The organism is Sphingomonas sp. BK069, assembly GCF_014193405.1.
Lineage (GTDB): Bacteria > Pseudomonadota > Alphaproteobacteria > Sphingomonadales > Sphingomonadaceae > Sphingomonas.
Genome location: NZ_JACHZH010000001.1, coordinates 1513329 through 1526153, shown reverse-complemented (window position 1 = coordinate 1526153; position 12825 = coordinate 1513329). Strand labels below are relative to the sequence as shown.

The 12825-nt window shown below is 72.3% G+C and carries 10 protein-coding genes; 4 read left to right on the top strand and 6 right to left on the bottom strand.

Going from position 1 to position 12825, the window contains the following annotated elements; all coding sequences use genetic code 11:
• Positions 1-4 precede the first annotated feature (4 nt).
• The 4 genes from FHY02_RS07380 to FHY02_RS07365 all read right to left on the bottom strand — a co-directional run bounded on the left by FHY02_RS07380 (position 5) and on the right by FHY02_RS07365 (position 5562).
• Entirely contained in the window at positions 5-3397 is a 3393-nt protein-coding gene (locus FHY02_RS07380) for a chromosome segregation SMC family protein (protein WP_183921138.1), read from the bottom strand.
• Between the two features lie 29 nt (positions 3398-3426).
• Positions 3427-4185 (bottom strand): thioredoxin domain-containing protein, encoded by a 759-nt coding sequence (locus FHY02_RS07375; protein ID WP_183921137.1) that lies wholly within the window; start codon positions 4183-4185, stop codon positions 3427-3429.
• A gap of 190 nt (positions 4186-4375) precedes the next feature.
• The gene (locus tag FHY02_RS07370) at positions 4376-5053 is read right to left on the bottom strand and encodes a thioredoxin domain-containing protein (RefSeq protein ID WP_183921136.1); all 678 of its coding nucleotides are present in this window, start codon (positions 5051-5053) and stop codon (positions 4376-4378) included.
• Entirely contained in the window at positions 5050-5562 is a 513-nt protein-coding gene (locus FHY02_RS07365; protein ID WP_183921135.1) for a DUF721 domain-containing protein, read from the bottom strand. The genes FHY02_RS07370 and FHY02_RS07365 overlap by 4 nt, the downstream gene beginning before the upstream one ends.
• Positions 5563-5588: 26 nt before the next feature.
• Between FHY02_RS07365 and mutY the strand changes: the two genes are divergently transcribed.
• The 3 genes from mutY to nudC are packed head-to-tail and all read left to right on the top strand — an operon-like array spanning position 5589 to position 8850.
• Positions 5589-6632: an A/G-specific adenine glycosylase gene (gene mutY / locus FHY02_RS07360; RefSeq protein ID WP_183921134.1), complete on the top strand. Its 1044-nt coding sequence runs from the start codon at positions 5589-5591 to the stop codon at positions 6630-6632.
• Positions 6629-7987 (top strand): serine hydrolase, encoded by a 1359-nt coding sequence (locus FHY02_RS07355; protein ID WP_183921133.1) that lies wholly within the window; start codon positions 6629-6631, stop codon positions 7985-7987. Before mutY ends, FHY02_RS07355 begins: the two co-directional genes overlap by 4 nt.
• A complete protein-coding gene (gene nudC / locus FHY02_RS07350) occupies positions 7984-8850 on the top strand; it encodes an NAD(+) diphosphatase (protein WP_183921132.1) in 867 nt (288 codons plus the stop codon). Before FHY02_RS07355 ends, nudC begins: the two co-directional genes overlap by 4 nt.
• Before the next feature lie 52 nt (positions 8851-8902).
• Here nudC and FHY02_RS07345 read toward each other — a convergent pair whose 3' ends face one another.
• Positions 8903-11017 (bottom strand): S9 family peptidase, encoded by a 2115-nt coding sequence (locus FHY02_RS07345; RefSeq protein WP_183921131.1) that lies wholly within the window; start codon positions 11015-11017, stop codon positions 8903-8905.
• A gap of 71 nt (positions 11018-11088) precedes the next feature.
• Complete coding sequence (locus FHY02_RS07340; RefSeq protein ID WP_183921130.1) at positions 11089-11985, bottom strand: prephenate dehydratase; 897 nt, start codon at positions 11983-11985, stop codon at positions 11089-11091.
• Positions 11986-12090: 105 nt separating this feature from the next.
• Between FHY02_RS07340 and FHY02_RS07335 the strand changes: the two genes are divergently transcribed.
• Entirely contained in the window at positions 12091-12795 is a 705-nt protein-coding gene (locus FHY02_RS07335; protein ID WP_183921129.1) for a cytochrome c family protein, read from the top strand.
• Positions 12796-12825: the final 30 nt, after the last annotated feature.

The following is a 12825-nucleotide window of genomic DNA, read 5'->3' as shown; positions in this document are numbered from 1 at the left end:
CCGCTTACTCCGCGGCGAGCAGCTCCGCCGCCTGGAGGTCGACGGACACCAGTCGGCTCACGCCGCGCTCCACCATGGTCACTCCGAACAGGCGGTGCATCCGGCTCATCGTCACCGCATTGTGCGTGACGATCAGGTAACGCGTGTCGGTCTCGCGGCTCATCTGCTCGAGCAGGTCGCAGAAGCGTTCGATATTGGCGTCGTCGAGCGGCGCGTCGACCTCGTCGAGCACGCAGATCGGCGCCGGGTTGGTCAGGAACAGCCCGAAGATCAGCGCCACCGCGGTCAGTGCCTGCTCGCCGCCCGACAGCAGGGTGAGCGACTGAAGCCTTTTGCCCGGGGGCTGCGCCATGATCTCGAGCCCCGCCTCGAGCGGATCGTCCGAGTCGACCAGCGCGAGATGGGCCTGACCGCCGTTGAACAAGGTGGTGAACAGCCGCCGGAAATGGCCGTCGACCGCCTCGAAGGCGGCGAGCAGCCGCTGCCGCCCCTCACGGTTGAGCGTGCCGATCGAGCCGCGCAGCCGGTTGACCGCCTGCCCCAGCTCCTCGCGCTCCGCCGCGGTGGCGGCGCCGCTCGTCTCCAGCTCCGCCAGCTCGCGCTCGGCGACGAGGTTGACGGGGCCGAGCCGCTCGCGATCGAGCGTCAGCCGCTCGTGCGCGCTCGACTCGTCCCGCGGCGACCCGACCTCTGCCGAGACGAAGCCGATCTTCTCGGGCAGCACTGGAGCCGGGCATTCAAAGCGCTCGCCCGAGACACGCCCCATCTCGACGCGGCGCAGCTCGTGGTTCTCGGCGCGCGCGGTGGCGCCAGCGCGGGCCTCGCGCGCGGTGGCGAGCGCCTCGGCGGCGCGCGCGTGCGCGGTGTCGGCGTCGCGCAGTGCGGCCTCGGCGGCGCGCTCCTCGGCCTGGGTCGAGTCGGAGGCGGCGCGCGCGGCGCTCACCTCGCTGTCGAGCTTGGCGATCTCGGCGGCGAGCGCGTCGGGGCGCTCGCGCAGCGCGGTCAGCTCGCGTTCCAGTTCGGTCGCGCGCTGGTCCATGTCGGCGATCCGCTTGGCGGCCTCGCCCGCGCGCGTGCGCCAGCCCTGCGCCTCGCTCTTGCCCGCGGCGCGACGCTCGCGCGCCTCGGTCAGCTCGCGCTCGCGCGTGGCGCGATCGGAGCGCGCCAGCGCCACCTTGGCGCGCGCCGCCTCGGCCTCGCCGCGCAGTCGCGCGGTATCGCCCGCCGCGGCGGCGCCGTCGGGCAGCGCGGCGAGCGTGTCGGCGGCGCGCTCCTGCTCGGCGAACGCCTCCGCCGCCTCGGCGGTGACCCGCTCGGCGCGTTGCGCGAGATCGGCGCGCTGACCCGCGAGTCGCTCGATCTGGGCCGCGGCGCGGTCCTCGTCGCGCTGCGCCGCGCGGACGTCGGTCTCGCCCTGAGCGAGCAGCGCGCGCGAGGACTGCGCCGCCGCACGCGCGCGCGCGATGCGCTCGTCGATCTGCGTGCGCCGCTGCGTCGCGCGCTCCACCGCCGCCTCGGCCGCGGGCCGCTCGGCCTCTAGCGCGGCGAGGCGGTTGCGGCGCTCCAGCCGCTCCGCCGCGGCGACGCCGCCGCTGGTGCTGACGTAGCCGTCCCATCGCCGCACGCGCCCCTCGCGGGTCACCAGCCGCTGCCCGGGGCGTAGCGGTTGCGCCGAGTCGGTCTCGACCAGGAACACCTGCGACAGACGGCGCTCCAGCTCTGGCAGCGCGGTGACCCGGGCGGCGAGCGGCAGCGTGCCGATCGGGGCGGCCGGATCGTCTTCGCCGAGCGGCGAGCCGTGCCAGTCGGCCAACGCGGTCTCGAGCTCGTCCCCCAGCGCCGCGGCGAGCGCGCGCTCGAAGCCGGGCTCGGCGCTGACCGAGTCGAGCAGTTTTTCACCCTTCTGGTCCACCGCCCGCGCCAGCGCCGCCGCCTCGCCGTCGAGCGCCGCCAACGCCGCCAAGGCGGTGGCGCGCGTGGCCTCGGCAGGATCGCGCTCTTCACGCGCCTCGGTCTCGCTCGTCTCGGCCCAGTCGAGCGCGGCGCGCGCCTTGGCCACCCGCCCCTGCGCGTCCGTCTGCGCCGCGCGCGCGGCATCGCGCGCCGCTTCCAGCGTAGCCGAATCGTCGAGCGCCTCGATCGCCTCCGCCAGCCGCATCGCCTCGCGCCGCGCCCGCTCGTGGCGCGCGGCGGCGGCCGCGTGCGCGGCGGCGGCGACGCGGCGCTCGGCCGCCTCTGCCGCCTCGGCCGACAGCGCCTGGGCGAGCGCCACCTCGACGTCGCGCGCGTGGCGCTCCGCCTCGGCGAGCGCGGCGTCGAGCGCGGGCAGCGCGGCGCTGCCCTCGGCGACACGGCGGTCGAGCGTCTCGGCCTCGGCGGCGATCCGGTCGAGCGCGGCGGCGGCGTCGTGCGCTAGCGAATCCTCGCGGGCGCGATCCTCGCCGATGCGCCGGCGTGCCGACTCCATCTCTTCCAGCCGACGCTGCGCGCCGTGGCGCTGCTCGCGCGCGCGCGTCAGCTGGTGCGCGAGCTCGCCAGCACGGTCGCGCGCCGCCAGCGCGGCGGCGCGCGCGGCGGCGACCTGCTCGGCGGCGGCGCGCTGCGCGGCCAGCGTCGCCTGCTCCGCCGCGGTGGCGGTGGTGACCTGCGCTGCGGCAGCGTCGGCCTCCTGCTTGGCCGCGGTCGCGGCGGCGGTGGCGTCGCGCCAGCGCGCGAAGATCATCCGCGCCTCGGCCAGCCGGATCTGCTCGGAGAGGAGGCGGTAGCGTTCGGCGGCGCGCGCCTGGCGGCGCAGCGCGGCGATGCGCGTGCCCTGGTCCGCCATCAGCTCGTCGAGCCGTGCCAGATTGGCCTCGGTGGCGCGCAGCCGCGCTTCCGCGTCCTTGCGGCGGACATGGAGCCCGGCGATGCCCGCGGCCTCCTCCAGCATCGCGCGGCGTTCGCCCGGCTTGGCCGCGATCACCGCGCCGATGCGGTTCTGGCTGACCAAGGCAGGAGAGTGCGCACCGGTCGCGGCGTCAGCGAACAGGAGCTGGATGTCCTTGGCGCGGACGTCGCGCCCGTCGAGCCGATAGGCCGAGCCGGCGCCGCGCTCGATCCGGCGGACGATCTCGCGCTCCTGCGCGCCGTCGGGCGCGTCGATCTCGGCGAGCAGCGACACTTCGGCGAAGTCGCGCGGCGGCCGCGTCGCGGTGCCGGCGAAGATCACGTCCTCCATGCCGGCGCCGCGCATCGAGCGGGCGCTGTTCTCGCCCATCGTCCAGCGCAGCGCCTCGAGCAGGTTCGACTTGCCACAGCCGTTGGGGCCGACCACCCCGGTCAGCCCCGGCTCGATGCGCAGGTCGGCCGGGTCGACGAAGCTCTTGAAGCCGGTCAGCCGCAGCCGCTTGATGCGCATCGAGGGTCAGCCCCGCGTCAGGCTCGGGATCAGGCGCCCGCAGACTTGAGCGCGGTCTCGATGGCTTGCCAGGTGACGCTGTTCTCCAGCTTGCGGCCGTTGAGGAAGAAAGTCGGCGTGCCGGTCACGTCCTGCTTCTCGGTGGCGTCCTGCGTCATCTTGGTGAGCGCCTCGATCGCCTTGGGATCGTTGAGGCAGGCGCGCGCCTGCGCCTCGGTGATGCCGCGCTGCTTGACGAACTCGACATAGCCCATCTTGTCCGCCCAGCCGTTCGCGACTTGTGCCGGCGTGGCGTTCTGCGTCGACTGGAGGAACGACTGATCCTGCGCCGCCTTCATCTGCGCGTCGAGGAACTTGGGCTGATCGATATACATCTGCTCGAGGATCGGGAAGAACGGCGCGGCGCCGGCGCAGCGGCCGAGCAGCGAGGCCGCGAAGTCGGGCGGGCCGTGGACCAGGAAGTCCCGGAACTCGTACGAGACCTTGCCGGTCTTGACGTAATTCTCCTCGAGCGGGCGCATGCCCGTTTGGCCGAACGCGCCGCAAGTAGGGCAGGTGCGCGAGCCGTACTCGACCAGCTTGAGCGGCGCATCGGGGTTACCCATGACGAAGCCGCCCTCGGGGGTCTGGCGGACCTGCTGGGTCCAGTCCGAGCCCGCGGGCGCGGCGACCGCCTTGACCGAGCCGGCGGGCGCGCTGGGTGCGCTGCCGTTGCCGTCACCGCCGCTGCCGCAGCCGGCGAGCAGCGCCGCGGCGGCGAAGAGCAGGGGAGATGCGAGACGCTTCATTCGGTCACTCCGTTGATAAGACCGTATAGTTTTCGATTGATCCTCCCCTGCAAGGGGAGGTGGCAGGCCGAAGGACTGACGGGGGGGTGACCCGGCCGGCGAGTGTCGCTGGACTCACCAGCGGCGACACCCCTCCGTCGCGCTGCGCGCGCCACCTCCCCTTGCAGGGGAGGATGGAAGACCGGCCACATCACCGCGCGCCGGCCGCGCGCAACTGCGGCTCGAGCTGCGCCCAGCCGACGTTCTCGATCAGCTTGCCATTGAGCTCGAAGGCGGGCGTGCCCTTCACCTTGCTCGTCGCCTCGGACGCCGCGATGGCGCGCTTCACCTGCGCGTCGCTCGCGAAACAGGCGTCGATCGCCGCGGCGGGCGCACCGGCCTGTTTGGCGATCGCGTCGAGCCCCGCGCCCTGCGCCACCGCCTTGAGCTGGTCGAGCTGGGGCCAGGGCGCGATGCGCGCGCGATTGCCCTCGCTCCACTCCGCGGCGCGCTCGTACCATTCCTCCTGCTTGGCGAAGAACGCCTCGTGCAGCGCGGGGAAAGCGGCCGGCCCGGCGCAGCGCGCCAGCGTCGCGGCGGCAAGGTCGATCCCGTCGTGGATCTGGTTGCGCACCTCGACGCTGGTCGAGCCCGAGCGCACCATCGCGCCGAGCGTCGCGTGCGACTCGGCGGCGAAATGGCCGCAGTGCGGGCAGGTGTAGCTCACGTACTCGACCAGCTTAACCCGCGCCTTGGGGTTGCCGATCAGGTAGCTGCCGGTCGCCACCGGCGTCGCGACCGCGGTCCAGGGGCGCGGCGCGGCGGCGCCCGCGGCGGTGCCGAGCGCGAGCGCGGCGAGGGGCAGCAGGACCGAGCGGAAGCGGGTCATCGTACCTTCGGCAGCGCGGGAGGGTTGGCGGCGACGCCCGAGGCGAGCGCCTCGAGCACCGCCTTGAGCTCGGGATCGGCGATCGTCTTTAGGCTGCCGCCCAGCTCGGGCGCGGGGGCGAGCGACGGCGGCGCGCGGCGCTCGGGGCGCTTGGTCACCTCGCCGTGGCGGATCGCCACCTTGCACACCGCGGCATAGCCGAAGAAGCGGTTGACCCGCTCGATGATCTCGACCGTCAGGTGGCTCATCATCGGTGCGTGCGCACCGCGGACGGTGAGCGTCAGCGTGCCGTCCTGCTTCTTGCCGACCGGGAAGCGGATCGACTCGGGCGTGCTGGCAGCAGCGAGCTTCTCGCCGACGATCTCGGGCCAGCGCGACACGATCGCGGACTGGACGAAGCCGAAGCGCCGGAACGCCGCCCCGCCCACCGCGGGCAGCAGCTCGGCCACCTGGCGCGACCGGTTCTGCCGCTCGGGAGGTTGATCGGAGACGCGAGGGCGCTTGCTCATTCCCGCCCCCATGCCATAGCCGGGGCATGGACGCCAAGCGCGCGATCACTGCCGCCAAGCCCTTGCTTCACTGGTATGACCGCCACCGCCGCGCGCTGCCGTGGCGCTCGCTGCCGGGCGAGACGCCCGATCCCTATCGAGTCTGGCTGAGCGAGGTAATGCTGCAGCAGACGACGGTGGCGACGGTGCGCCCGCGCTTCGCGACGTGGGTCGCGCGCTGGCCGACCTTCGCGGACCTTGCCGCGGCCGACGAGGCGGACGTCATGGCGGCGTGGGCGGGACTTGGCTATTATGCCCGCGCGCGCAACCTGCTCGCCGCGGCGCGCGTGATCGCGGCGGAGCACGGCGGCCGGCTGCCCGACACCGAGGAGGCGTTGCGCGGGCTGCCCGGTTTCGGCGACTATACCGCCGCCGCGGTCGCGGCGATCGCGTTCGGACGTCGCGCGGTGGTCGTGGACGCCAATGTCGAGCGCGTGGTGGCGCGGCTGTTCGCGATCGACGCGCCGCTGCCGGGCGGCCGCCGCGCGATCCGCGCCGCCGCGGCGACGATCACGCCGGAGAACCGCGCCGGCGACTATGCGCAGGCTTTGATGGACCTGGGCTCGGCGGTGTGCACTCCGCGCAAGCCGCGCTGCCTGCTCTGCCCGCTCGCCGACCAGTGCGCCGCCCTCGCGCTCGGCACGCCCGAAGCCTTCCCGGTCAAGAAACCCAAGGCGGCGCGGCCGCACCGCTTCGGCACGATCTTCTGGCTCGAGCGCGACGGCCACGTGCTGCTGGTGCGCCGCCCCGAGAAGGGGCTGCTCGGCGGCATGCGCGCGCTGCCGACCGGCCCGTGGGAGCTGGCGCCGCCGGGGCTGCGCGACGCGCCCGCGGAGGCGGCATGGCGCGTGCTGGAGCGACGAGTCGAGCACGGCTTCACGCATTTCACGCTGGACCTGGACGTGGCCGTCGCCGACACCGAGCGCGCGACCAACCTGGGTGAATGGTGGCCGGTCGCGACACTGGACGAGGCGGGGCTGCCGACCTTGTTCGCGAAGGCGGCAGCGGTGGCGAGGAGCAGACAGGCATGACGGTGTTCCGGTGGTTCGGTACGGCGGCGCTCACCGCGCTGGTGGCGGCGGCTCAGCTCTCGGCGCAGCGGGCGCCGGCGCCCGCCCCGCGGCCGCAGACGGCGCCATCCACGCAGGGGACAAGCGCGCTCCAGGGGCTGCCGGCCGCGCAGATCCTGCCGTCGACCCAGGCGCTGTTCGACGGCTATGTCCGCGACAAGAAGATGCCGGGCATCGTCGGCGCCTTCGGATTGGGCGACCTGCCGACCGTGTTCGTCAGCGCGGGCGCGGTCGCGACCGATCCGGGCGCGCAGCCCGCCGGCCCCGACTCTTTGTGGCGCGTCTACTCGATGACCAAGCCGATCACCGGCATGGCGGCGATGCTGCTGGTGGAGGAGGGCAAGCTGTCGCTCGACGACCCGCTTTCCAACTATTTCCCCGGCTTCGCTAGAATGAAGGTGCTGACCAGTCCGGACACGTCGCTGGCGACGCGCCCCGCGCGCGCGCCGATCACGATTCGCGAGCTGATGACGCACAGCTCGGGGATCGGCTACCAGATCAACGCGCAGGGGCCGCTGCTCAAGGAATATGAGCGGCTCGGCCTCGTCCCCTTCTCGGCGAACGCGCAGACCGAGGCGGTGGCGCGCAAGTCGCGGCCGAGCTCGCTGATCGCCTTCGCCGAGCGGGTGGCGCAGGCGCCGCTCGTCGCCGAGCCGGGGACGGTCTGGCATTATTCGATGGGGCTCGACGTGCTTGCCGCGGTGATCGAGAAGGTCTCCGGGCAGCCGTTCGAGCGCTTCGTCCGCGCGCGCATCCTCGACCCGCTCGGCATGACCTCGACCGACTTCCAGGTCGCACCCGGCAACGTCGCGCGCTTCGCCACCAATTATGCCTTCGCGGGCGACCAGCTGATCCCGCTCGACCTCGCGGCGCGCTCGGTGTTCCTCCAGCCGCCCAGCTTCCCGTACGGCGGCGCGGGGCTGGTGGCGTCGGCGCGCGATTACGACCGCTTCCTCCACATGCTGCAGGACGCGGGCACGCTCGACGGCGTGACGATCATGAAGCCCGAGACCGCGCGGCTGGCGATGTCCAACCTGCTGCCGCCGGGCGTGAGCTATAAGAACAAGGAGGGCGTGGCGCAGGGCTTCGGCGCGGGCGGGGTGGTGTATCTCGCCGACGAGGCCGGCGGCGCGTCGAAGGGCAGCTATGGCTGGGGCGGCGCGGCCGGGACGGTGGCGATCGTCGACCCGGCGCGGCGCTTCAGGGGGACGATCATGGTCAATTACTTCCCGGGCGAGCGCTACCCGCTGGCCAAGGAGACCTTCGCGGCGCTGGCGCGCGACGCGGCGCGGCTCCACCCCGGCGTACCGCGGTGATCGCGACCGGCTTCACCGGCGGCACGCTCGACCGGGCCGACGCGCTGCGCCACGATGCCGACGGTCTCGCCGCCGCGGTGGCGGACCCGACGGCGCGGCTGCTGGTGCTCGAGTCGTTCGAGCCGGTGGTGGGGGAGGGCGGCGCGCTGGCCTGGGCGCCGCTATCGGCCGCGCCGGCGGAGGCGGAGCTGGTGCTGCTCGGGCTCGACGCGGGGGCGCCGCGCTTCGCCGCGATCGTGCCCGGGGCGGGCGCGCCGCCGCCGTTCCGCTCGCCTAGTCTCTTCGGCCTGCTCGACCAGCTGCGCGCGGGCGAGTCGGCGACCTTCGCGGCGGCGCGCTCGCTGCTCGACTGGCACGCGCGGCACCGCTTCTGCGCCAATTGCGGCAGCGCGACCGGGCTGTTCCGCGCCGGCTGGGGGCGACGCTGCCCGGGCTGCTCGGCGGAGCATTTCCCGCGCGTCGACCCGGTCGTGATCATGCTGGCGGAACATGACGGGCGCGCGTTAGTGGGCCGGCAGCCGAGCTGGCCCGCGGGGCGCTACTCCGCGCTGGCGGGCTTCCTCGAGCCGGGCGAGTCGATCGAGGAGGCGGTGGCGCGCGAGATCGCGGAGGAGTCGGGCGTGCGGGTGAAGGACGTCCGCTACGTCGCGAGCCAGCCGTGGCCGTTCCCGTCGCAGCTGATGATCGCCTGCGTCGCGCAGGCGATCGACGACGCGATCACGCTCGACGCCAACGAGCTGGAGGACGCGATGTGGGTCACGCGCGACGAGGTGCGCGCGGCGCTCGCGGGCGAGGGGGGGCGCTTCGTCGCGCCGCCGCCCTACGCGATCGCACACACGCTGCTGCGCGCCTGGTCGGAATAGGGGAACACCGGCTTGGACCGCGCTCCGACAAGGCGGGAGCGCGGCGCCGTCCTCAGTCCGCCACCTTCAATCGCTGCAGCGCGAATGCCTGCCATTCCGCGCCCTGGCGATAGCGCTCGAAGCGGCCCGACTTGCCGCCGTGCCCCGCCTCCATGTTGACTCGGTACACCAGCGGCGCGTCGCCGGTCTTCAACTCGCGCAGCCGTGCGACCCATTTGGTCGGCTCGTAGTATTGCACCTGGCTGTCCCACAGCCCGGTGCTGACGTACATCGCCGGGTAGGCCTTGGCCGCGACATTGTCGTACGGCGAGTAGCTCAGCATGTAATCGTAAAAGGGCTTCTGCGCCGGATCGCCCCATTCGTCATATTCAAACGTGGTCAGCGGGATCGAGGAGTCGAGCATGGTGGTCACCACGTCGACGAACGGCACCTGCGCGATGATCAGCGCATAGTCCTGCGGCGCCATGTTCGCGACCGCACCCATCAGCAGCCCGCCCGCGCTGCCGCCCATCGCCGCCACCCGGCCCGGGGCGGCGTATTTCTGCGCCACCAGATAGCGGGTGACGTCGACGAAGTCGGTGAAGCTGTTCTTCTTGTGCAGCAGATGGCCGTCGTCATACCAGCCGCGCCCCATTTCCTGCCCGCCGCGGATGTGCGCCAAAGCGTAGACCACGCCGCGGTCGAGCATCGCGATCCGTGCCGGGTCGACCGCCGGGTCCATCGAGAGGCCGTAGCTGCCATAGGCATATTGGAACAGCGGAGCGGTGCCGTCGCGCTTGACGCCCTTGCGGTACACCACCGAGACCGGGACCTTGGTGCCGTCGCGCGCGGTCGCCCAGACCCGCTCGGTGACGTAGTTCGACGGGTCATAGCCCGGCACCGGCGCGACCTTGAGCACGCGGCGCTCGCCCGTCTTCGCACTGACCTCGTAGGTGGTCGTCGGCGTCACCAGCGAGGCGTAGGTGTAGCGCACCCAGTCGGTATCGGGCTCCGGATTGACCGCCAGCGCCATCTGATAGGCCGGCTCGTCGGCCTTGACCGGGGCGGAACGGCCGTCGGTCAACAGCCGGATCATGCGGTTACCACCCTCGCGCTGGTCGAGCGCGATGAAGCCGCGGAACGGCTTGAAATCTTCGATGAAGACGCTGTCGCTCGCCGGCGTCAGGTCGCGCCAGGCGGAGACACCGCGGGCGAGATCGCGGTCGGCGACGGTGACGAGCTTGTAGTTGCGGGCGTCGCGGTTGGTGCGGATGATCCAGCGATCCCCCATGTGATCCGCGCCGTAGCGGAACTCGCGCGCGCGGGGCGCCACCAGCGCGAAGCGGGTCGGCGCCGCCGCGGGAGCGCAGCGCTGCTCGTCACTGACCGTGGCAGACACGCCGATGCAGATGAAGCGATCGTCGCTGGTGCGGCTGATCCCCATCTGGAAGGTGTCGTCCTTCTCCTCATAAACGAGGCGGTCCGCGCTCACCGGCGTGCCGAGCACGTGCGCCATCACGCGATAGCCGCGCAGCGTCACCGGGTCCTTGGCGATATAGAAGAGCGTGCGGTTGTCGTCGGCCCAGACGAGATTGGGCTCGACGTTGGTGATCGTGTCCGGCAGCGGCCGTCCGGTGGAAAGGTCCTTGACCTTGAGGACATATTGCCGCCGACCGACCGTATCCTCGGCATAGGCGACGAGCCGGTTGTCCTGGCTGACCGACCAGTCGCTCAGTGCGAAGAAATTATGCCCCTTCGCCATCGCGGGCTGATCGAACAGGACCTCGGCGGGCGCGTCGGGCGCGCCCTTGCGGCGCTCGATGACCGGATAGTCCGCGCCCGGCGTGAAGCGGGTCTGATAATAATAGCCGCGCTCGCGATAGGGGACGCTGCTGTCGTCCTGTTTGATATGGCTGACGGTCTCGGCGTAGAGTCTGTCCTGCAGCGGCTTGAGCGACGCCAGCGTCGCGTCGGCATAGGCGTTCTCCGCGGCCAGATAGGCGAGCATCTCGGGGTTCTTGCGGGTGTCGTCGCGCAACCAGTAATAATCATCCTCGCGTGTCCCATTGGCCGAGGTGACCTGATGCGGCCTCTTCGCGGCGTGCGGCGGCTGCGGTGCGGTCTGCGTCCAGGCGGGCGACGCCGCGTTTGCGGTGAGCGCGGCGCCGGCCAGCAGCAAGGTCTTCATCACGCGTCTGTCCCCACCCATGTTCGTCGCGCCGCACGATAGGAGCGGGCGCGGCGCGCGCAAGGGGGCGGTCAGCCGCGTTTGCGCGCCTGGCGATAGGAACCGAGCACGCGCAGATGCTTGGCATGAAAGCCCAGTTCGGCCATCGCGCGGTCGAAGCCGGGCTCGCCGGGGCGCCCCTCGACGTCGGCGTAGAATTCGGTCGCCGCGAAGCTGCCGCCGCGCTGGTAGCTTTCCAGCTTGGTCATGTTGACGCCATTGGTCGCGAACCCGCCCATCGCCTTGTACAGCGCGGCGGGCACGTTCTTCACCGCGAAGATGAAGGTCGTCATCCACGGCCCCTCGCCCTCGCCCTCGGTCGCCACGCCGTCACGCGCCAGCGTGACGAAGCGAGTCATGTTGTGGTCGGCGTCAGCGATGTCGGTGGCGAGCAGCTCGAGCCCGTAGATCGCCGCGGCGCCCGGCGGGGCGAGCGCGGCGACGCTGGGGTCGCGCAGCTCGGCCACTACCGCGGCGGCGCCGGCGGTGTCGGGATAGCTCACCGGTGCGATGCCGTGCGCCTTGAGCCAGTGTCGGCACTGGCCGAGCGCCTGGGGATGGCTCATCGCGCTGGACACCGCCGCGCGCGGGCCGAGGCCGATCAGCGCGTGCCGGATCGGCAGGAAATGCTCGCCGATGATCACCAGACCGGACTCGGGAAGCAGGAAGTGGATGTCGGCGACGCGGCCGTGGAGCGAGTTCTCGATCGGGATCAGGGCGCGCGCGGCGCGGCCGTGCTTCACCGCGTCGAGCGCGTCGTCGAAGCTGAAGCAGGGCAGCGGCAGCGCCTCAGGGAAGGCCTCGCACACCGCGACATGGCTGTTGGCGCCGGGTGCACCCTGGAAGGCGACGGCGTTCTCGGGCGCGCGCGCGGCGGCCTCGGTCAGGCGCTTGACGATCGGCAAAGCGGGGGCGGCGTAGCTGTCCATCTCGGTCCCGGCGCGTAGAAGAGCGCGGGCCGCCGCTCAAGCGCTTGCGGTGCGGTGGCGGCTTTTCTATGGATCGACCTAATTAGAGAGGGGCACACGGGCGACATGGACGATCGTAGCAACACGATTTTCGGCTGGGTCTTGGCGGGTGCCGGAGTCGCGCTGGGGCTGTCGATCGTCGGCAGCCAGGTCTTTCACGGCGAGCGCCCGGAGAAGATGGGCTACGCGATCGAGGGCGTCGAGGAGGCCGGCGGCGGTGGTGCCGCGGCCGAGGTGCCGATCGCGTCGCTGCTCGCCAGCGCTGATCCGGCCAAGGGCGCCGAGGTCTTCAAGAAGTGCGCCGCCTGCCACACGATCAACCAGGGTGGCGCCAACGGCATCGGCCCGAACCTGTACGCGACGCTGGGCGAGGGGATCGCGCAGGGGAAGGGCGGCTTCGCTTTCTCCGACGCACTCAAGTCGGTCGGCGGCACCTGGGACTTCGACAAGATGAACGCGTGGCTCACCAGCCCGCGCAAGTTCGCCAACGGCACCAAGATGACCTTCGCCGGCCTGGGCAACCCGCAAGATCGCGCCAACGTCATCGCCTATCTCAACCAGCAGGGCTCGAACCTGCCGCTGCCCGCCGCACCCGCGGCCGGTGCCGCGCCGGCGGCTGGCGACCAGGCGGTCGCCAACGTCACCGAGAGCGCCAAGGGCGACACCGCCGATCTGTCGAACACCGGCACGCCGGCGTCTGGCGCGCCCTCGGTCGATCCCGCGGCCAAGGAGAACAAGGCGCTCGGCGCCGAGCCTCCGGCCAAGCCGTGAGCCGGCCGGCGCGGCGGGACCGTCCCCGCC